17 protein-coding genes and 1 pseudogene are annotated in these 18,861 nt (G+C 74.0%); 8 read left to right on the top strand and 10 right to left on the bottom strand.

The genetic code is table 11. From position 1 onward, the window contains the following. Positions 1 to 56: 56 nt before the first annotated feature. Positions 57 to 830: an NPP1 family protein gene (locus ACIGAN_RS08315; protein WP_365096198.1), complete on the bottom strand. Its 774-nt coding sequence runs from the start codon at positions 828 to 830 to the stop codon at positions 57 to 59. Between the two features lie 140 nt (positions 831 to 970). Then, positions 971 to 1,951, bottom strand: a complete 981-nt coding sequence (gene ligD / locus ACIGAN_RS08310) for a non-homologous end-joining DNA ligase (protein ID WP_399856066.1) — start codon at positions 1,949 to 1,951, stop codon at positions 971 to 973. 136 nt (positions 1,952 to 2,087) lie between these two features. Between ligD and ACIGAN_RS08305 the strand changes: the two genes are divergently transcribed. Further along, positions 2,088 to 2,606: a MarR family winged helix-turn-helix transcriptional regulator gene (locus tag ACIGAN_RS08305; protein WP_365743634.1), complete on the top strand. Its 519-nt coding sequence runs from the start codon at positions 2,088 to 2,090 to the stop codon at positions 2,604 to 2,606. 125 nt (positions 2,607 to 2,731) lie between these two features. Here ACIGAN_RS08305 and ACIGAN_RS08300 read toward each other — a convergent pair whose 3' ends face one another. After that, positions 2,732 to 3,889, bottom strand: a complete 1,158-nt coding sequence (locus ACIGAN_RS08300) for an MFS transporter (protein WP_399856253.1) — start codon at positions 3,887 to 3,889, stop codon at positions 2,732 to 2,734. Positions 3,890 to 4,015: 126 nt separating this feature from the next. Here ACIGAN_RS08300 and ACIGAN_RS08295 point away from each other — a divergent pair, with 126 nt between their 5' ends. The 4 genes from ACIGAN_RS08295 to ACIGAN_RS08280 all read left to right on the top strand — a co-directional run bounded on the left by ACIGAN_RS08295 (position 4,016) and on the right by ACIGAN_RS08280 (position 8,113). Then, the gene (locus ACIGAN_RS08295) at positions 4,016 to 4,777 is read left to right on the top strand and encodes an AraC family transcriptional regulator (protein ID WP_399856063.1); all 762 of its coding nucleotides are present in this window, start codon (positions 4,016 to 4,018) and stop codon (positions 4,775 to 4,777) included. A gap of 50 nt (positions 4,778 to 4,827) precedes the next feature. Further along, the gene (locus tag ACIGAN_RS08290; protein WP_399856060.1) at positions 4,828 to 5,208 is read left to right on the top strand and encodes a DoxX family protein; all 381 of its coding nucleotides are present in this window, start codon (positions 4,828 to 4,830) and stop codon (positions 5,206 to 5,208) included. Further along, positions 5,205 to 5,672, top strand: a complete 468-nt coding sequence (locus ACIGAN_RS08285) for a peroxiredoxin (protein WP_365096209.1) — start codon at positions 5,205 to 5,207, stop codon at positions 5,670 to 5,672. The genes ACIGAN_RS08290 and ACIGAN_RS08285 overlap by 4 nt, the downstream gene beginning before the upstream one ends. 98 nt (positions 5,673 to 5,770) lie before the next feature. Beyond that, positions 5,771 to 8,113, top strand: a complete 2,343-nt coding sequence (locus tag ACIGAN_RS08280; RefSeq protein WP_399856056.1) for a SpoIIE family protein phosphatase — start codon at positions 5,771 to 5,773, stop codon at positions 8,111 to 8,113. Between the two features lie 25 nt (positions 8,114 to 8,138). Here the strand turns inward: ACIGAN_RS08280 and ACIGAN_RS08275 are convergent. Together ACIGAN_RS08275 and ACIGAN_RS08270 are read right to left on the bottom strand one after the other, a co-directional pair. Beyond that, a pseudogene (locus ACIGAN_RS08275) lies at positions 8,139 to 8,441 on the bottom strand (3'-phosphoesterase); the annotation flags it as partial. A gap of 1 nt (position 8,442) precedes the next feature. Continuing rightward, the gene (locus ACIGAN_RS08270) at positions 8,443 to 9,273 is read right to left on the bottom strand and encodes an aldo/keto reductase (protein WP_399856053.1); all 831 of its coding nucleotides are present in this window, start codon (positions 9,271 to 9,273) and stop codon (positions 8,443 to 8,445) included. 96 nt (positions 9,274 to 9,369) lie between these two features. Here ACIGAN_RS08270 and ACIGAN_RS08265 point away from each other — a divergent pair, with 96 nt between their 5' ends. Then, the gene (locus tag ACIGAN_RS08265) at positions 9,370 to 10,434 is read left to right on the top strand and encodes a LacI family DNA-binding transcriptional regulator (protein ID WP_399856050.1); all 1,065 of its coding nucleotides are present in this window, start codon (positions 9,370 to 9,372) and stop codon (positions 10,432 to 10,434) included. On the opposite strand, the gene ACIGAN_RS08260 is transcribed toward ACIGAN_RS08265, so the two are convergent. The 4 genes from ACIGAN_RS08260 to ACIGAN_RS08245 are packed head-to-tail and all read right to left on the bottom strand — an operon-like array spanning position 10,397 to position 15,007. Continuing rightward, positions 10,397 to 11,776 (bottom strand): glycoside hydrolase family 32 protein, encoded by a 1,380-nt coding sequence (locus ACIGAN_RS08260; protein WP_399856047.1) that lies wholly within the window; start codon positions 11,774 to 11,776, stop codon positions 10,397 to 10,399. The two genes, ACIGAN_RS08265 and ACIGAN_RS08260, sit on opposite strands and share 38 nt — an antisense overlap. Continuing rightward, entirely contained in the window at positions 11,773 to 12,627 is an 855-nt protein-coding gene (locus ACIGAN_RS08255) for a carbohydrate ABC transporter permease (RefSeq protein WP_365743644.1), read from the bottom strand. The genes ACIGAN_RS08260 and ACIGAN_RS08255 overlap by 4 nt, the downstream gene beginning before the upstream one ends. Positions 12,628 to 12,644: 17 nt before the next feature. Beyond that, entirely contained in the window at positions 12,645 to 13,601 is a 957-nt protein-coding gene (locus ACIGAN_RS08250; RefSeq protein WP_399856045.1) for a carbohydrate ABC transporter permease, read from the bottom strand. Beyond that, on the bottom strand, positions 13,598 to 15,007 hold the full coding sequence (locus ACIGAN_RS08245; RefSeq protein ID WP_365743648.1) for an extracellular solute-binding protein: 1,410 nt from the start codon (positions 15,005 to 15,007) through the stop codon (positions 13,598 to 13,600). Before ACIGAN_RS08245 ends, ACIGAN_RS08250 begins: the two co-directional genes overlap by 4 nt. Before the next feature lie 163 nt (positions 15,008 to 15,170). Between ACIGAN_RS08245 and ACIGAN_RS08240 the strand changes: the two genes are divergently transcribed. Both ACIGAN_RS08240 and ACIGAN_RS08235 read left to right on the top strand, forming a co-directional pair. Further along, the gene (locus ACIGAN_RS08240; RefSeq protein ID WP_399856042.1) at positions 15,171 to 16,712 is read left to right on the top strand and encodes a glycoside hydrolase family 32 protein; all 1,542 of its coding nucleotides are present in this window, start codon (positions 15,171 to 15,173) and stop codon (positions 16,710 to 16,712) included. An 83-nt stretch (positions 16,713 to 16,795) separates the two neighbouring features. Continuing rightward, on the top strand, positions 16,796 to 17,770 hold the full coding sequence (locus tag ACIGAN_RS08235) for a TauD/TfdA dioxygenase family protein (RefSeq protein WP_399856040.1): 975 nt from the start codon (positions 16,796 to 16,798) through the stop codon (positions 17,768 to 17,770). A gap of 4 nt (positions 17,771 to 17,774) precedes the next feature. Here the strand turns inward: ACIGAN_RS08235 and ACIGAN_RS08230 are convergent, their stop codons facing one another. Continuing rightward, positions 17,775 to 18,803, bottom strand: a complete 1,029-nt coding sequence (locus ACIGAN_RS08230) for an LLM class flavin-dependent oxidoreductase (protein ID WP_399856038.1) — start codon at positions 18,801 to 18,803, stop codon at positions 17,775 to 17,777. Positions 18,804 to 18,861: the final 58 nt, after the last annotated feature.

Below are 18,861 nucleotides of genomic sequence, written 5' to 3'. Positions count from 1 at the left end.
CGGGGCGGAGACCCCGCCCTGCCGGGGACCTAGGCCCCCGGCAGGGCCGGACGGCGTCACGCGTACGGGTCGAAGGGAAGGCCCGACGGCTTGGCCGAGGCCAGGTGGCTCGCGAAACTCGCGTCCTTGAGGCCGAAGTTGGCGCTGCCGAAGTTGTACGAGGTGAGCTTGTCGCGCACACCGGCCGGGTAGCCGTTCCAGCCGACCAGCGGCGGGTACTGCCAGGTGCCCTTGTGGTTCTCCGGCGGCTCGTCGTTGGAGTTGGCCAGGCGGAAGCAGTGCGTGCTGATGCCGTCCTTGTGGTAGACGATCTTCGGGTGCGTGCCGTCGAAGCGGACCGAGGACGCCGCGTGCACGGTGAACGAGCCGTGGTTGGACGTCGAGACGTACTTGACCTGGTTGTCCTGCACCCACACGGCGACGTGCTCGAAGTCGTGCCGGTGGCCGCCGATGCTGCTGCCGGGCAGGGCCTGGTCCTTCTCGAAGTAGAGGGCGTACAGGATCGCGCACCAGCCGTTGTTGCACTTGTAGCGCGAGTAGCCGTTGGTGTTGTCGAGGTCGGAGGCGTCCCGGCAGTTGCCGTTCAGGGCGCCGGTCGGGTTCAGCCCGCCGTTGACGGCGCCGTCCGGGCCGATGGCGGCCGAGGAGTAGCAGCCGTCGGTGTCGTAGTCGTAGGCGGGCTGGTACGTCCGCTCCAGCGCCTCCGCGTCGGCGGGCAGGGCCGGCGGCGGGGCGGCGAAGGCCGTGGCGGGGAAGGCGAGGACCAGGACGGCGGCACCGGCTGCCCCGGTGAGCCACCTCCTGCGCGATGCGAACGGGCGTGACGACACTGCGTCCTCCTCTTGGGCGCAGCCCAACGGCTGTGGGGGAAAGGGAGGTTCAGCTTCCAGGCTGAACGCGTCCATGCCAAGAGGGGTGGGAGGTCCCAACGGTTAATCACAGCCCAACAGTTGGCGCCCGCCGGGCCGATTCAGACCAGGTCGTCCGGGATGTCGGCCGCCGCCTCGTCCGGCGCGAGGTCCGGCCGCAGCCGCACCCAGGACGGCTGGCGCAGCAGACCCTCCCGGGTGCGGGTGCTGTAGCGGACCTCGCCGACCAGCCGGGGCACGACCCAGTGGGCGCCCGGAGCGCGCGGGGCCGGGTCGAAGGGGCAGGCGTCCGTCGCGGCGGCCGCCAGCAGCCCGGCCAGTTCCGTGCGCTCGGCCTCGCTCCAGCCGGTGCCCACGCTTCCGACGTACCGCAGCCTGCCCCCCGCGCGCTGGCCGACCAGGACCGCGCCCGGCAGCCCGGTGAGCCGCCCCCTGCCGGGCTGCCAGCCGCCGACCAGCACGTCCTCGGTGAGCATGTTGCGGATCTTGATCCAGGCCCGGGAGCGCACCCCCGGTTCGTACACCGAGTCCAGCCGCTTGCAGACCAGGCCCTCCAGGCCGTGCTCGCGGGTGGCGCGCAGGGCCTCGGCGCCGTGGCCGACCAGCGCGGCCGGGGTCGACCAGGAGGGGCCGCTCAGGCCGAGGTCCTCCAGCGCCGAGCGGCGGCGCGTGTAGGGCAGGCGCAGCAGGGACCGGCCCGCCAGGTGCATGACGTCGAACAGGATGAGGTGGGCCGGGACCTCCGCCGCCCGGCGCGCGGCCCGGGCGGGGGCGTGGGCGAGGCCCATGCGGGACTGCAGCAGCTGGAAGCTGGCGCGGCCCTGTGCGTCCAGGGCCAGGATCTCCCCGTCCAGCACGGCCGGGGTGGTCCCGAGGGCGGTGCCCAGCGGCCGCAGCTCGGGGTAGGCGGCCGTGATCTCGTCACCCGACCGGGCCCGCAGCAGGACGCTGCCGTCGCCGGGGAGGTAGACCACCACGCGCTGGCCGTCCTGCTTGGTCTCGTAGGCCCAGCGGGTGTCCTGCGCGGCGGGCGGCAGGGAACCGGACGTGGCGAGCATGGGCGGGATCAGCGGCAGGTCCACGGGTTGAGTTGTCGACGGGCCGGGGCGGGGTCACGCCCGGATGCCGTGGGTTTCCCCTGAACGGCGCTGACCTCCGGGGCCGGACGCCACCCGGCGATTTACTTGAGTTACGCAACGATATGGTAAAGTGGGGTGCATGGCCACACCACCGCTCCCCGGCGTCCCCTCGACGGAAGTCGCCGAGATCGAGCGCGCGCTCACCCGCATCACGTACCTGAGCACCCGTGCCCGTCAGCACGACCGGCTGATGGCCCTGGCGGGCGTGCCGCTCGACCGGGCCGCCGTCGCGCTGCTGCGGCAGATCGCCGACTCCGAGCCGCTCCGGCCGGGGGAGCTGGCGGCGCGGCTGGGGGTGGAGGCCTCGCACGTGACGCGCACGGTGCAGCAGTTGCAGAAGTCCGGGTACGTCACCCGCGTCCCCGACCCCGACGACCGCCGCGCCCAGCGCATCGAGCTCACGGAGGCCGGCCGGCAGGCCGTCACCAGGATCCGCGAGGCCGGGGTGCGCGGCATGCAGCTGGCGCTGTCCGACTGGTCGCCGGAGGAACTGCGGCAACTGGCCACGCTGTTCCACCGCATGGTGGACGACTTTCTGGCGCACGCCGTGGAGGAGGAGCCGGAAGGGCAGTCCGCCGGGGCGGCCGGGAAGGACTGAGCCGCGTCCGCTCGGGCGACGGCGGCGGGCCGGGCCGCAACGGGCGGAACGGGCGGGAACCGCGGTACAGCCGGGGTCACGGCACAGGCAGGGCGCCAGGGCTCCGTCCACGTGTCGGGGCGCCGTCAGCGTTCCGCCCGGTCCGGAGCGGTCGGCCGCTCGGCCGCCGTCGTCATCGGCGGTGCGGGGTCGCGCAGCCCGTGCAGCAGCAGTCGTCCCAGGGCGGGCAGGGCGATCAGAGGCAGCAGCGCCGTGCGCAGGGACGTCGCGTCGGCCAGCGCCCCGATCGCGGGAGCCGCGAGGCCGCCCACGCTCACCGCCAGGCCCAGCGTGACGCCGCTCGCGGTGCCCGTCCGCCGGGGCAGGAGGTCCTGGGCCAGGGTGAGGTGCAGCGAGAACGGCACGTACAGACCCGCCGACGTCAGCGCGGTGAACAGGTACACCGCCGGCCCGGGCACCAGGACCAGCCCGGCCACGGCCAGGACCGTCAGGGTGTACGACCGGCGTACCACGGCCAGCCGTCCGTACCGCTCGGCCAGCCGGCCCCCGGCCAGCGTCCCCACCGCACCCCCGGCGTACAGGACGAACAGCGCCGCCGTACCGGCCACCTCCCCGCCCCCGGTGCGCTGGCGCACGTACAGCGAGACGAACGCGCCGAGGCCGACGAACACCACCGACCGGCACACCACGGCGCCCGACAGGCGCAGGAAGGACGGCCAGTCGTCGAAGCCGGCCGCGGGCCGCGCGTCCGCGCCGCCGGTGCCCGGGCCGGCCGAGCGCACGGCCACCGCGCACAGCACGGCGCCCAGCACCGCCGGGACGGCCAGCAGGGGAGAGGCGCCCAGGCCGCCCACCCCCATGACGGCGAGGACCAGCAACGGCGCCAGGGCGAAACCGGCGTTGCCGCCGAAGGAGAACCAGCTCATCGCGGTGTGCCGGCCGGCCGCCACCGCCCGCGCCACCCGGGCGGCCTCCGGGTGGTAGGCGGCCACCCCCACACCCGACACGGCGACCACCGCCAGCGTTAGCCCGTAGGAGCCGGTCACCCCGCTCAGCGCGACGCCCGCCCCGGCCGCCAGCGCGCTCAGCGGCAGCAGCCACGGCATCGCCCACCGGTCGGTGAGCACCCCGAACAGCGGCTGCACCAGCGACGACAGCAGGGACGCCGCCAGGACGACACCCGACGCGGCGGCGTAGGAGTAGGCGCGCTCGGCGACGAAGTACGGCACCAGGGCGGCCACGGTCCCCTGGTAGACGTCCACGCAGGCGTGCCCCGTCGACATCCAGGCGACGGGGTGCCCCGGGCGTGGGGTCCGGCGCCGGTTCCGGTCGTGGTCGTGCGGTGAAGTGGTCACCCGGCGATCGTCGTCCGCCTCCCCGGTGGCCCGCTTCCGATAATCTGCCCGATTGTGCCGAACATCCGCCACACCCACACGGCGCCGACCCGGGCCCGGCGGCTCACCGCCGGCGACCGCATCGACGCGCACCGGCACGACGACCACCAGATCGTCTACGCGGGCTCCGGTGTCGTCGAGGTCACCACCGATGCCGGCACCTGGTTCGCTCCCGGCACCCGCGCGCTGTGGATCCCGGCCGGCACCGTCCACGCCCACCGGGCCCACGGCCGCCTGGACCTGCACCTCGTCGGCCTGCCCGCCGGTGACAACCCCGTCGGCCTGGACCACCCGGCCGTCCTCGCCGTCGATCCGCTGCTGCGCGAGCTGATCCTCGCCTACACCCGCGACCCCGGAGACGACGGGCCCGAGCGGCGGCGGCTGGGCGCCGTGCTGCGCGACCGGTTGCGCCTCTCGCCCCAGCAGCCGCTGCGCCTGCCCACCCCCACCGACCCCCGGCTGGCCGCCGTCTGCGCGCTCGTGCACGCCGACCCGGCCGACCCGCGCACCCTCGCCGCGCTGGGGGCCGCGACCGGGGTGGGGGAGCGGACCCTCAGCCGGCTGTTCCGGGCCGAGCTGGGCATGACCTTCCCGCAGTGGCGCACCCAGTCGCGGCTCTACCACGCCCTGCGCATGCTGGCCGACGGCATGCCCGTCACCACTGTCGCCCACCGCTGCGGCTGGTCCTCCGCCAGCGCGTTCATCGACGTCTTCCGCCGCTCGTTCGGCTACACGCCCGGTGCTCATGTCCGGCGCGCGCGGGGCCGGGAGAACTGACGCGGCTACCGTCCAGTAATATCCCGCGGCAGGCCCCCAGAGGAGGAACCGTGCCCCGGTCCGAACGCTCGCCCCTGCTGCTCGCCGGCCTGCTGGCCACCGCGGGCGTCGCCCACTTCGCCGCGCCCCGCCCCTTCGACGCGATCGTCCCGGACGCCCTGCCGGGCCGGCCGCGCGGCTGGACGTACGCCAGCGGCGCCGCCGAGCTGGCCCTGGCCGCCGGTCTCGCCCTGCCCCGCACCCGCAAGGCGGCCGCGCTCGCCACGGCCGCGTTCTTCGTCGGGGTGTTCCCCGCCAACGTGAAGATGGCCGCCGACTGGCGCCACCGCCCGGCCCCGCAGAAGGCCGCGGCCTTCGGCCGGCTGCCGCTGCAGGTGCCCCTCGTGCTGTGGGCGCGCGGAGTCGCACGGAACGCGCAGGGCCGGTCGTGACCGCGCGCGTGGAGAGGGGGGACACGGTCGAGGACTTCACCCTGCCCGACGAGACCGGCACCGAACGCAGTCTGTCCGCGCTGCTCGCCGAGGGACCGGCCGTGCTGTTCTTCTACCCGGCCGCCCTCAGCCCCGGCTGCACCGCCCAGGCCTGCCACTTCCGTGACCTCGCCGCCGAGTTCGCCGCCGTCGGCGCGCGGCCCGCCGGCATCAGCGGCGACGCCGTCGAGCGGCAGCAGGAGTTCGCCGGGCGGCACGCCCTCGGCATGCCGTTGCTGTCCGACGCCGACGGCACGGTCCGCGAGCGGTTCGGCGTGAAGCGCGGCTTCTCCCTGGCCCCCACCAAGCGCGCCACGTTCGTCATAGCGCAGGACTTCACCGTCCTGGACGTCGTCCGCAGCGAGCTGCGCATGAACACCCACGCCGACCGGGCGCTCGCCGCGCTGCGGTCCTCGCGGGGCTGAGCCGCCGGGACCGAGCCGACCGGCTTCAGGGGGTGTCCGCGGTCCCGCCTGCGGGACCGCGGTTGATACCGGGCGGCAATGGGATGATCCTGGACGACATGGAGGACGCCTCCGCCGCTGCGATCATCGACGCCCGCGGCATCGTGACGGGATGGAGCGAGGGAGCCCGGCAGCTGACCGGCTACCCGTCCGCACAAGCCGTGGGCCGGGCCGTACGGGAGCTGCTCGCCGAGGACGTGCCGCCCGAGGCGCTGTCGGAGCGGTCGGGCACCGTCATGGTGCGCCACCGCGACGGCTACCTGGTCGGCGTCCGGGTCAAGGCCTGCCCCGTGACCGGGCGGGACGGGGAACCCGACGGCTATGTGATCACCGCGGCGCCGCCCGGCCGCGCGGAGACCTCCCTCGCGGGCCGCGCGTTCCAGCAGGCGTCCATCTCGATGTCCGTCTTCGACACCAGCCAGCGCTACCTGCGGCTGAACGACGCCGCCTGCCATCTGATGGGCGTGTCCGAGGAGAGCCTGGTCGGCCGGCACTTCCCGGAGACGGTGGAGGAAGCGGAGCACAGCCGCGGCTTCGACTGGCACCTGCGCCAGGTCGCGGAGACGGGCCGGCCGCTGCGCTACGAGAGCTTCACCGGCGCACCGGCCCTGAACCGGGAGCACGCCTGGGTCACCGAGATGTGGCCCGTCCGGGACGCCGCCGGAGCCCTCGTCGGCACCGCGCTGGCCGCGTTCGACAGCACCGAGCAGTACTGGGCGCGGCAGCGGCTGGCCCTGCTGAACGAGGCCGCGGCCGCCATCGGCACCACCCTGGACGTGGTGCGCACCGCCGAGGAGCTGACCGGCGTCGTCGTGCCCCGGTTCGCCGACTTCGCGAGCGTCGACCTGTTCGACTGGGTCCTCGGCGCGGACGAGCCGCCGGCGGTGGCCGCCGAGGAGGTCGCCCTGCGCCGCGTCGCCCACGGCTCGGTCACCGGCGGAACCCCGGAGGCCGCCGTCCACCTCGGAGACGTCGACGTCTACCCCTCCTTCTCCCCCATCGCCCGCGCCATGCGGGAGGGCCGGGCCGTCATCAGCCAGGCCGGGGAGCCGTCCTTCATGTGCTGGGTCGCCGAACGCAACGCCCGCGCCCCCGGCGGCCGGCCCTACCGGCTGGGCGCGCACTCGATGATGGCGGTGCCGCTGCGGGCCCGGGGCACCACCCTCGGAGTCGCCGTCGCCGTGCGCATCCACCAGCCGGACGACTACGCCGAGGACGACGCCGTCTTCGCCGAGGAACTCGCCAGCCGGGCCGCCGTCTGCGTCGACAACGCCCGCCGCTTCGCCCGCGAACGCACCACCGCCCTGGCCCTCCAGCACAGCCTCCTGCCCAAGGGCCTGCCGGGCCAGGCGGCCGTCGAGGTCGCCCACCGCTATCTGCCCTCCGGCTCGGCGGCCGGCATCGGCGGCGACTGGTTCGACGTGATCCCGCTCTCCGGCAGCCGCGTGGCCCTGGTCGTCGGCGACGTCGTCGGCCACGGCATCCCCTCCTCGGCGACCATGGGCCGGCTGGTCACGGCCGTGCGCACCCTCGCCGACGTGGACCTGCCCCCCGACGAACTCCTCACCCACCTCGACGACCTGGTCACCCATCTCGCCTCCGACGACAAGGGCGAGGAGGTGCCGGAGCTGGGCGCGACCTGCCTCTACGCCGTCTACGACCCCGTCACGCGCCGGCTGAGCCTGTCCGCCGCCGGGCACCCCGCCCCCGCCCTGGTGCTGCCCGACGGCTCGGCCCGGCTGATCCCCATGAGCGCGGGACCCCCGCTGGGCGTGGGAGGGCTGCCGTTCGAGGCGACGGAACTCCAGCTGCCCGAGGGCTCCCTCGTCGCCCTCTACACCGACGGGCTCGTCGAGGACCGCGACCGCGACATCGACCACGCCACCGACGAGCTGTGCCGCGCCCTGACCGTCCCCGCCGACTCGCTCGACGCCCTCTGCGACGCCGTGCTGAAGTCCGTCCTGCCCGAGGTGCCCGGCGACGACGTGGCCCTGCTGCTGGCCCGCACCCGGGCGCTCGGCGCGGACCAGGTCGCCACCTGGGACGTGACACCGGACCCCGCGCAGGTGGCCGCCACCCGGCAGGCCGCGACCGAGCAGCTCACCGCGTGGGGCCTGGACGAGACGGCCTTCGTCACCGAACTCGTCGTCAGCGAACTGGTCACCAACGCCATCCGCCACGGCGCCCCGCCCGTCCAGCTCCGGCTGATCCGCGACCGGACGCTCATCTGCGAGGTCTCCGACGGCAGTTCGACCTCGCCGCACCTGCGGCGGGCCCACCAGGACGACGAGGGCGGACGGGGACTGCTGCTGGTCGCCCAGCTCACCCAGCGCTGGGGCAGCCGGCAGACCGCGCGGGGCAAGACCATCTGGTGCGAGCAACCGCTCACACCGGTGCTCTGACCGGGCCGCGGCCCGGCCGGGTACCTCACCGGCGCGCCGCGTCCGAGGCGACCTGGCCGAGGGTGCGGCCGGACCGCGCGGAACGGGCTCGGCGCGGATCCGGGGCGCCGGGCCCTCCGGTGCCGCCGGCCCGCCTCACCAGCAGCCACGCCTCCTCGCCCGCGCCCTGTCGAGCGCTGCGGAACCGGGTCAGGGCGTACCCGCGGCGCAGCTTCGCCCCGTGCAGCCGGAACGTGGCGTGCCCGTGCTCCGGCGACTGCGCGAAGTCCACGGGCCGCCCCGCGCGGTCGTGGCCGAGCGGCTCACAGGTGCCGTGGTCCCGGACGACGTCAGAACTCCTCGTGCACCTCCGGGTCACCGCCGACCCGTCGCCGCGCCCGGTCCGCGATCGCGGTCAGCTCGTCCTCGCTCAGCTCGAAGCCGAACACGTCGAGGTTGGCACGCTGCCGTTCGGGGCTCGCCGACTTCGGGACCGGCACCGCGCCGAGCTGGAGGTGCCAGCGCAGCACCACCTGCCCCGCACTCACCCCGTGCGCCTCGGCGATCCGCGCGATCGCCGGGTCCTCCAGCAGGAGCGTGCCCCGGCCCAGCGGGCTCCAGCTCTCGGTGACGATGCCCTTGGCCGCGTGGAAGGCACGCAGCTCCTCCTGCGGCCAGAGCGGGTGCAGCTCGATCTGGTTGACCGAGGGCAGCACCCCGGTCTCCTTCTCCAGCCGCTCGATGTGCCCGGCCGTGAAGTTCGAGACGCCGATCGACCGCACCAGCCCGTCCTCGCGCAGCTTGATCATGGCCTTCCAGGAGTCGACGTACCGGTCCACACGGGGCAGCGGCCAGTGGATGAGGTACAGGTCGACGTACTCCAGACCGAGGCGGGCCCGGGACTCCTCGAAGGAGGCGAGGGTCTCCGCGTAGCCGTGGTGGCGGCCCGGGAGCTTCGTCGTCACGACGATCTCCTCGCGCGGCACCACACCGGCGGCCACGGCCCGGCCGACCCCGGTCTCGTTGCGGTAGTTCGTCGCCGTGTCGACCAGGCGGTAGCCCGCCTCCAGGGCCGTGACCACCGCCGCCTGCGCCTCGTCGTCGCCGAGCGGCCAGGTGCCCAGGCCCAGGGCGGGGAGCGTCGTACCGTCGTTGAGCGTGTGCGTCGGGATGCTGATCACCGTGGGACCTTCCCGTTGACTGTGTCGTCCCTCCAGCGTCACGGATAGGGTGAGCAATGATCAACCGGACGGCTGGGGGACGAGGACGGCGGACGCATGGGCGGTGCCGAGGACAGGACGGCGGCGGGATCGGGACGACCCACCTCACGGGACGTCGCCCGCCTGGCCGGTGTGTCGCACACCGCGGTGTCGTTCGTGTTCAACGGCCGGGCCGACGGAAACCTCTCGCCCGCCACCCAGGAGCGCATCCGCCAGGCGGCCGCCCGGCTCGGCTACCGGCCCGACCCGGTGGCGCGCGGCCTGCGCAGCCGCCGTACGGCCGTGATAGGCCTGGTCACCGACGAGATCGCCTCCTCGCCCTTCGCGGGCCGGCTGCTGCGCGGCGCCATGGACACCGCCTGGGCCGGAGACCACTTGGTCCTCACCGTCGACTCCGGCGGCGACCCGGCCAAGGAGGACGCGGCCGTCGCCGAGCTGCTCGACCGGCGGGTCGACGGCATCATCTACGCGGCCATGTCCCTGCGCCGCGTCCGGGTCCCGGAGGGACTGCACCGGACCCACTCCGTGCTGGCCAACTGCCTGCCCGAGGACGGCTCGCTGCCCGCCGTGATCCCGGCCGAGCGGGCCGGTGGCCGTACGGCGGCCCGGCTGCTGCTCGAACAGGGACACCGGCGGGTCGCGCTGGTCGGCGGGCAGGACGACATCGCGTCCGTCGAGCGGCTGCGCGGCTTCCGGGACGCGCTGCGCGCCGAGGGCGTCACCGTGCCGAGGGACTGGGTGGTGCGCACCGGCGGGGAGATCTCCAGCGGTTACGAAGGCGCCGCCCGTCTGCTCGACGCCGTCCCGGGTGAGCGGCGGCCCACCGGGATCTTCGCGTACAACGACCGGGTCGCGGCGGGTGTCCTGCACGCCGCGACCCGGCTCGGGATCTCCGTCCCCGGTGACCTGTCGGTGGTGGGCTACGACGACCAGGAGCACATGGCCGCCCACCTCACGCCGCCGCTGACCACCGTGGCCCTGCCGCACCGGGCGATGGGCGAGACCGCCGCGCGGCTGTTGCTGGACGCGATAGCCACCGGCCGGACGCCGCCCGCCACCGTGCGGCGCCTGGCCTGCCCGGTGATCAGCCGCGCGTCGGTGGGACCAGCTCCCATCCGCTGACGGCCACGCCGGGCCCCGTGACGTCCAACTCCTGGATGTCGTCGGCCCGTTGATAGACGCGCTCGGTGATCGTCGCCCGGTCGCCTGCGAACAGCTCGTACAGCGAGCCGTCGACGAGGACCCGCACGGTGAGCTCCCCGCCCGGGGGCACCCGGGCGACGACGGGGGCCCCGGTCCCCGGGCGGGGCCAGCCGGCGCGGTCCAGGGTCACCGTGCCGGTGCCCGGATCCAGCCGGACCGTCAGCTCGGCGCCCGAGGCCGAGCGCAGCAGGCTCACGGTGGTGGCGCCGCGCGCGGTCACCGTCAGGTCGTACGCCGCCGGCAGGGCGGCCCGGCCCGGGGCGGTGACGAACGGTCCGGCGGCGCGCAGCCGGTCCAGTTCCGGCGCCGGGGTCACGCGCAGCGCCCCGTCGGGGTGGACGTCGACGACCCGGGGAGCGGTGAGGACACCGGCCCAGTCGGCGTCGCCCCGCTCCCGGGCCTCCCACGACCAGCCCCACAGCAGGGCGCGGCCGGGCTCCTGGAGCACGGCCGGGGCGTAGAAGTCGCGGCCGTGGTCGAGCCGGCCGCCGGTGTGCGCGACGAAGCGCGGGCCCGCGTCCAGCCGGCCCGTGAGGTATCCGGTGGTCCACGGGTGGCCGTCCCACAGCGACAGGACCAGCACCCACCGGCCGTCGCCCGTCGCGTACAGCTGGGGGCACTCCCAGCCGGTGGCCCGGTCCCCGAACGCCGCCCGGGCGACCGGGTCACGGCCGTCCAGGAGCACCCCGGCGAACCGCCAGTCGGTCAGGTCGTCGCAGTCGTAGAGCAGCACCGACGGGGTGCCGTCGGCGTGTCCCGCGCCGACCAGCGCCCGGCGCCGCCCCGCGTGCCGGAAGACGAACGGGTCGCGGAACATCACCACGTCCAGGCCCTCCGGCGGGCCCGCGACCACCGGCGCGGCCGACGGGACCCACGCGGTCAGCAGCGGGTCGTCCGGGTCGGCCGCCCGGGCCAGGCAGATCGTCCCCAGGCCGGTGTGGTGCCGGTCGACCCCGGTGTAGACGGCCGTCGGCACGCCCCCGTCGTCGACCGTGCAGCCCGACCAGCAGCCCGCCTCGTCCGGTCCGCCCGGGGTCGGGGTGAGCGCGATCGGGTGATGCTCCCAGTGCGCGAGGTCGGCGCTGGAGGCGTGGCCCCAGTGGACGTTGGCGTGCACCGGGGCGTCCGGGTTGTGCTGGTAGAAGAGGTGGTAGCGGCCGCGCCAGCGGAACGGCCCGTTGGGGTCGTTCATCCAGTGGGCGGGCGGGCGGACCCGGAAGCGCGGGGCGTGCGGGTCCTGCGGGGGAGCGGCGAGGCTCAACGGTTGACTCCAGCGGACGTGATGCCCTCGCGCAGAGGGCGCTGGCCGACGACGAACACGGCGACGGCGGGGATCATGGACAGGACGACACCGGCGAGGACGACGGAGACGGAGCCGGTGCCGAGGTTGCCCTGGAGGGAGACCAGGCCCAGCGGCAGTGTGTAGTTCTGGCCCGACGTCTCCAGGATCAGGGGCCGGAAGAACTCGTTCCAGTGGTAGTTGAAGGCCAGGACGCCGACGATCGCCAGGCCGGGCGAGGCCAGCGGGGCGTACACGGACCGGAAGGTCCGCCACGGTGAGGCGCCGTCCAGCATCGCCGCCTCGCCCAGGTCCTTGGGCATGCCCAGGAAGTACTGGCGCATCAGGAACGTGCCGAAGGCGGTCGGGAACGCCGGGACGATCAGCCCGAGCAGGGTGTCCGTCAGGCTCATCGACTTCAGCACGAGGAACACCGGCACGATGGTGACCTGCAGCGGCACCATCATCGTCGCCAGCACCAGGCCGAACAGCGGCTTCTTGAAGCGGAACTCCAGCCGGGCGAAGGCGTACCCGGCCAGGCCCGCGGTGATCATCTGGCCGAGCGCGATCAGGCCCGTGACCAGCGTGGAGTTCAGTGCGAGCAGCCAGACGTCGATCTGGTCGAACACCCCGCGGTAGGCCTCGGCGGAGGGGTTCGCGGGGATCAGCTGCGGCGGCAGGTCGAACGCCTCGGCCGGCGTGCGCAGCGAGGTGGAGACCGTCCACACCACCGGGCCGAGGGTGAGCAGCGCGCACACGGTCAGCCCGGCGATCCGCGCCCAGGGCGCCAGCGCGTGCCGCAGGCGGCCGGAGGACAGGGTTGCTTGGCTCATGACAGGACTCACCCGGCTCACTGGTAGTGGACGAAACGCCGGCTGAGCCGGAACTGGAGGGCGGTGACCGCCATGATCAGCACGAACAGCAGGACGCCCACCGCGGACGCCTCGCCGAAGCGCAGCTGCTCGAAGGCCGTCTCGTAGATCACCATGACGACCGTGCGGGTGGAGTCGCCGGGGCCGCCGTCGGTGAGGACGTAGGGCTGCTCGAAGACCTGGAGCGCGTTGATGATGCCGACGACGGAGGCGACCAGCAGGGTCGGCGACAGCAGCGGCAGGGTGACGCTGAGGTGCTTGCGCAGGCCGGTCGCGCCGTCCAGGGCGGCGGCCTCGTGGATCTCCTTCGGGATGTTGTTCAGGCCGCCGACGAACAGCAGGAACGAGAAGCCGAACTGCTGCCAGACGTAGACCAGGACCACGGTCGCCATGGCCGCGTGCTCCGAGGTCAGCCAGGGCACCGGGGCGATCCCGGCGAAGCCGAGCAGCCAGTTGATCACTCCGAAGTCCTGGTTGAACAGGTACTTCATCACCACCGAGATCGACGCCGCGGACAGCACCAGCGGGAAGAAGAACGCCGAGCGGAACACCGACCGCAGCCACACCGGCATGCGCCCGTCGACGGCGAGCGCCAGGGCGAGCGCGACGAGCAGTTGCAGCGCCACCGCGAGCACCATGAACACCAGCGTGTTGCGGAAGGACACCAGCACGGTCCCGTCGCCGAGCGCCTCGCGGTAGTTGGCCGCTCCGGCGTAGGAGGGGGAGTCGATCACATTCCAGTGGAAGAGGCTCAGCACCACCGAACCGGCGATCGGCACGACCGTGAAGACGACGATGCCGGCGATCGTCGGGGCCAGGAACAGGGTCGCGAGCAGCCGGGTGCCGCGTTCGCGGGCCGCCGGACGCGCGGGCGCCGGGGACGGGGGCGCCTCGGGGCGGGCGGCCCGGGCGGGCGGGGTCTGGGTGTTCGTCATACCTCACGCTCCATGGCCTTCTCCAGATCGCTCTGCATCCGGCGCAGCGCGGGTCGCACCGAGCGCGGCGAGGCCAGCGCCGTGCCCGTGTGCTTCAGCAGCACCTGCTCGACCTCGGCGACCTGCGGCGGCGCCGGGATCGGCCCGGTGTCCGGGAAGCGGTCGAGGGTGTCGTAGAAGACCGGCCAGCGCGCCGGGCCGGTCCTCTCGTAGCGTTCGGCGGTGAGCAGGGAGCGGCGGGCCGGGGTCGTCTGGTTCGTGGCGAACAGCCGCTCCAGGGTGTCCCGGCGGGCGGCGTACTTGATGAACTCCCAGGCCTCGTCCTGCCTCCGCGACGTGCGCAGCAGCGCGTAGCCCGCCGCGCCGTACTGCATCCGCTGGGCGCGCCAGCGCGGGAAGTACTGCACGTCGAAGCCGTCGCGGTCCAGTCCCGCCAGGTGCAGTCCGCCCGCCCAGAAGCCGCCCGCCGGGGTGACCCCGACCCGGCCCGTGGAGAACACGCCGATGAGGTTCTGGCCGTTGCCGCCCTCGGGGCGGGTGCACAGACCGTCCTGGACGAGGGAGGCCAGGTAGTCGTAGACCTCCTCCACCCGGTCGTGCGTGGCCTGCGGGGTCGTCCAGCGGAAGCCGCCGCCGCGGCCCGCGCGCTGCCCCGCCGGGTAGAAGGCGTCCCACAGCCACTGCCCGCCCGGTGCCTTGGACTCGGCGAGCAGGTTGGTGTCGTTGGCGAACAGCCAGGGCACCACGCCGCCCCACAGCCGGTTGGTCCAGAAGTACGGCGTGAAGCGCGCGCCGCTCGACCTCTTCATGTCCCGCAGCAGCGCCGTGAAGTCGTCGCGGGTCCAGTCCGCCGGCGGGAACGCGGCGTCCGCCCGCTGCAGCACCCGCCGGTTGAGGTACATGTCGGCCGCGTTGAACTCCACCGGCAGCTGGTACAGGCTGCCCTCGTACATCATCGACTCCACCAGCGAGGGGTGGACGTCCGCGAAGTACTCCTTCAGCTCGGCCGCGTCCCGCTTCACCCACCGGTCCAGGGCCACGCCGAGGCGCCGCGCGAACAGCTGCACGCCCTCGGTGGCGACGTAGACGAGGTCGGGGGCGGTACCGGCGGCGACCTGGGTGAGGATCTTCGCGAAGAAGTCCGACCAGTCGACGGCCTGGACTGTGTTGATCCGCAGCTTGATGTCGGGGTGCAGCTCGGCGAACCCCTGCTGGAGGGTGCGGATGGCCTCCGTCCCGTAGGCGGGGCCCAGGGTGGCGACGACGAGGGAGCCGTCGTCCCGGCCGGGGATGTCGGCTCCGGTGAGCCGGTCCCAGTTCGCGGCGGTGCCGGCCAGGGCGGCGGCCCCCGCGCCGTAGGCGCCGTACCGCAACAGGGCGCGGCGGGTGAGGTGCGAGTCGGTCATCGTGTCAGGGGCCTAACTCGTGTTAGCCGTGGGGTGATGCCCCAGATGATGTGAGCGCGGCGAGGCGCTGTCAAGGCGCGCGACCGCTTGACCTTTAACGAGTTAGGTCGGACAGTCCTGAACCCATGAGCCACCGTTTTCGACGAGAGGGACGAGGTCTGTGATGGGCGGGATCACCAGGAGAGCGCTGTTCGCCGGGTCGGCCGTGGGAGCCGCCGGGGCCCTGCTGCCCGCGGCGGGCCCGGCCGCGGCCGAGCCGCGCACGGCCGGGACCGGCTACCGCGCCGCGTACCACTTCACCGTCCCCGGCCAGTGGAAGAACGACCCCCAGCGCCCGGTGTGGATCGACGGGGAGTACCACTACTACTACCTCCACAACGCCGACTACCTCGCCGGTGAGGTCGGTACCGCGTGGCGGCTGGCCACCAGCCGTGACCTGGTCTCCTTCACCGACCGGGGCATCGCCGTGCCCAAGGACACGACACCGAACGGCGACGTCTGGTCGGGCTCGGCGGTGGTCGACAGCGGGAACACGGCGGGCTTCGGGGCGGGGGCGGTGGTCGTCCTGGCGACCATGTCCCCGCACGACGGCCCGGCCGACCAGGCCCAGTACCTGTACTACTCCACCGACGGCGGCCGCACCTTCGTCCCGCACGGCACCGCGCCCGTGCTGCCCAATCCCGGCGTGCGCGACTTCCGCGACCCGAAGGTGATCCGCGACGAGGAACGCGGCCGGTGGGTGATGGCCCTCGCCGAGAACGACAAGGTGGGCTTCTACCACTCCGCAGACCTCAGGTCCTGGACGTACGCGAGCGGTTTCGTGCGGCAGGGCATCGGCGTGCTGGAGTGCCCCGACCTGTTCCGCATCCGCGCCGCCGACGGCACGGCGAAGTGGGTGCTGGGCGTGAGCGCGAACGGCAAGGGCGCCGGGCTGCCGAACACCTACGCCTACTGGACGGGCTCCTTCGACGGCAGCGCCTTCACCGCCGACACGGCCGATCCGCAGTGGCTCGACCACGGCTGGGACTGGTACGGGGCGGTCACCTTCGCCCAGCACGCCGCCGACGGCACGGTCGACGAACGGACCCGGTACGCGATCGGCTGGCTGAACAACTGGGACTACGCCCACATCACGCCCACGATCGACAGCGACGGCTTCAACGGCACCGACTCGATCGTCCGCGAGGTGACCCTCGGGCGCGGCGGCGACGGCACGTACCACCTGGCGTCCCGGCCGGTCGCCGCGCTCGACCGGTACGTCACGCGCACGCTGCGGCTCGGCGACCTGGCGGTGGAGGGCACCCGGCTCCTCGACCACCGCGGCACCGCCTACGAGCTGACCTGCGAGATCACCTGGGACCAGGCGGCGGGCGCGGGCCTGCAGCTGCGGCGCTCCCCGGACGGGGTGCGGCACGTCGACGCCGGTGTCCACCGCGACTACGCGTTCCTCAACCGCCGCCCCAGCGTCTCCCCGGACATGTCCGGCCGGTGGCAGGAGAGCCGCAGCCCGTTCGACGAGGCCCGGCGCGCGGTGCGGTTGCGGATCCTCGTCGACCGGACCTCCGTGGAGATGTTCGTGGACGACGGCCGGTACACGCACTCGTCGGCGGTGTTCCCGTACCTGGTGGACACCGGGCTGGCGCTGTTCACCCTGGAGGGCAGGGCGGTGTTCCGGGACGTGGTGATCCGGGAGTTCGCCGTGTGAGGAACGCGGGGCGGTGTCGCCACCGGCCGGGATCACTGTCACGATCTCCGGGACGGACCCGGCCCACGACCAGCGGAGCGCTCATGACGACGGACAGCCGGACGACGGACGAGGCGGCGCGGGAGGCAGGGCTGGAGGTGAGGCCCGTCGCCGGGCACATCGGCGCCGAGATCCACGGCGTCGACCTGGCCGGCGAACTCGACGACACCGTCGTCGCCGCGATCAGGGCGGCGGTGCTGCGCTGGAAGGTCGTGTTCTTCCGGGAGCAGCGGCTGGACCACGCCGGGCACGTGGCGTTCGCGCGGCGGTTCGGGGAGCCGGTGGTGCTGCCTCGGCGCGGCAAGGCGTCACCGCCGGACTTCCCCGAGATCGAGACCACCGCCGACCGGCTGGAACTGGGCGGGAGGTACGGCATGGACCACGACGAGTGGCTGCGCCGGCGCCGCCACACCCTGCTGCGCGGCTGGCACTGCGACCACGGCGCCCGGGTCGACCCGCCCGCCGCGACGATCCTGCGCGCGCAGACCGTCCCGCCCTACGGCGGCGACACCACCTGGGCGAACCTGGCGGCGGCGTACGCCGGGCTGTCCGCGCCGCTCCGGAACTTCGTGGACGGGCTGCGGGCCGAGCACCGGCTCGGCGTCGGCTACCAGCCCCGGCCCGGCGACGACGCCTACGTCCGTCACCTGCTGGACCGCCAGGTCGCCTCGCTGCACCCCCTGGTGCGCGTCCACCCCGAGACGGGTGAGCGGATCCTGTACGTCAACGGCTACTACGTCGAGCAGATCGCCGGCCTGTCCCGCCCCGAGAGCAGCGCGATCCTGGAGATGCTGCTGGAGCAGGCGGTCCGGCCCGAGTACACGGTCCGCTTCCGCTGGGAGCCGGGCAGCGTGGCGTTCTGGGACAACCGCGCCACCATGCACCTGGCCCCCGGCGACACCGCCCACCTCGACCACCCGCGGATCATGCACCGGGTCATGCTCGCCGGGGACGTGCCGGCCGGGGTCGACGGCACGCCGTCGGAGGCGATCACCGGCAGCGAGCCCGGGCACTGGTGACGCCTCAGGCGGCGGGCCGCCGGCCCAGGGCCGGGCCGAGCTTCGTCGCCATGTCCGTGAGGATCTGCACGTAGTCCTCGTGCTCGAAGGTGAACGGCAGCGCGAACGCCACCTCGTCCACCTCCCGGAACGCGGCGTGCGCGTGCAGCCGCTCGGCGATCTCCGCCGAGGTGCCCACCAGGTCCGGCGCGAACAGCAGCCGCGCCGGGCCCTGCGGTGCCACCGTGCGCGGGGTGCGGCGGGCGGCGTACTCCGCGTACCGGGCGCGCTGTCCGGGAGAGGCGGAGTCCGTGGGGATCACCACCAGGCCCTGCGAGACCCGGGCGGCCTCCCCGTCGGGGTGGGCGGCCCGGAAGGCCCGGATCTGGGCCAGCTGGATCTCCGCGAAGTCGTACGGGCCCTCGGGGTCCTCGGCCTTCACCACGCTGCTGGTGAGGAGGTTCATGCCGTGCTCGCCCGCCCACCGGGCCGAGCGCAGGCTGCCGCCGCCGTACCACATGCGGCGGGCCAGGCCGGGGGAGTGCGGCTGCACCCGGTCCGAGAAGGTCTCGAAGCCCTCCACACCGCTGAAGTCCGTCACCGGCTCGCCCCGCACGAAGTCCAGCAGCCGCTGCACCCGCCCGTAGTCGAAGTCCTCCACCTCGGCCGTGTCCGGGTAGAGGGCGTCCTTCACCTGGTCGAAGTGCGTCGGCGGGCCCACGCTCACGCCGGGGTTGAGCCGGCCGCCGGACAGCAGGTCGACGGTGGCCAGGTCCTCCGCCAGCCGCAGCGGGTTCTCCCAGCCGAGCGGGATGACCGCCGTGCCGAGCTCGATACGGCGGGTGCGCTGCGCGGCGGCGGACAGCACGGCGACGGGGGAGGAGATGCCGAACTGGAGGTGGCGGTGGCGCACCCACGCGCTGTCGAAGCCGAGGCGCTCGCCCAGCTCGATGATCTCCAGCGTGGACTCGTGCCCCCGGCGCGGATCGGCCTCGTCGAACAGGCCGATGGTCAGGAAACCCAGCTTGCGCAGCGGTCGCGGAGTCGGTGGCACGGACCCTCCATCATTGAACGTTCAATGGCATATGGCTGTGCCAACCCGGCGGCGTCCC

It is taken from the genome of Streptomyces sp. NPDC085931 (genome assembly GCF_044540565.1).
Lineage (GTDB): Bacteria > Actinomycetota > Actinomycetes > Streptomycetales > Streptomycetaceae > Streptomyces.
This window is presented reverse-complemented; position numbering and strand designations above follow the sequence as displayed.